The 443-nt window shown below is 37.7% G+C and carries 1 protein-coding gene; it reads left to right on the top strand.

The annotated features are described in order from the left end of the window. A partial coding sequence (locus TD29_RS18570; protein WP_040282327.1) for a hypothetical protein occupies positions 1–443 on the top strand: 443 nt, incomplete at both ends.

The raw sequence follows: 443 nt of genomic DNA, 5'->3' as shown, positions 1-443 counted from the left end.
GCTGAATTATCATTCTTTTTTCATGCCTTTGGTGAAGATATGGGAACATTAAATGTAGGTATTGCAAATGATGCAGCAGGACCATTCACAAACCTATTTAGTTGGGTTGGCGATTTGCAACTCACAGAGGATGAGGCTTGGGTACCAGTTGGTATTAATTTAGATGCTTATTTAGGTCAAGTAATCTATTTAGAATTCAGTTATGGTGGTGCAGGAACAGGTTTTGAAGGTGATATGTCAATAGATTTTATTAGAGTAGAATCATGTGGAGATTTTTGTATTGCACCAAGTGGTATTACAGTAGCTAATATAACAGGAACTACAGCAGATATAAGTTGGACCGCAAATAATGGAGAAACATCATGGGAATACGTTGTTGTTCCTGTAGGATCTGGAGAGCCAACAGGAGCTGGTATAACAGTAAATACACCATCAGCAAGTAT

This window comes from Psychroserpens damuponensis (assembly GCF_000826655.1).
In the GTDB taxonomy this organism is placed as follows: domain Bacteria; phylum Bacteroidota; class Bacteroidia; order Flavobacteriales; family Flavobacteriaceae; genus Psychroserpens; species Psychroserpens damuponensis.
The sequence above is the reverse complement of the archived record's forward strand: the minus strand, read 5'-3'. Positions and strand labels throughout refer to the sequence as shown.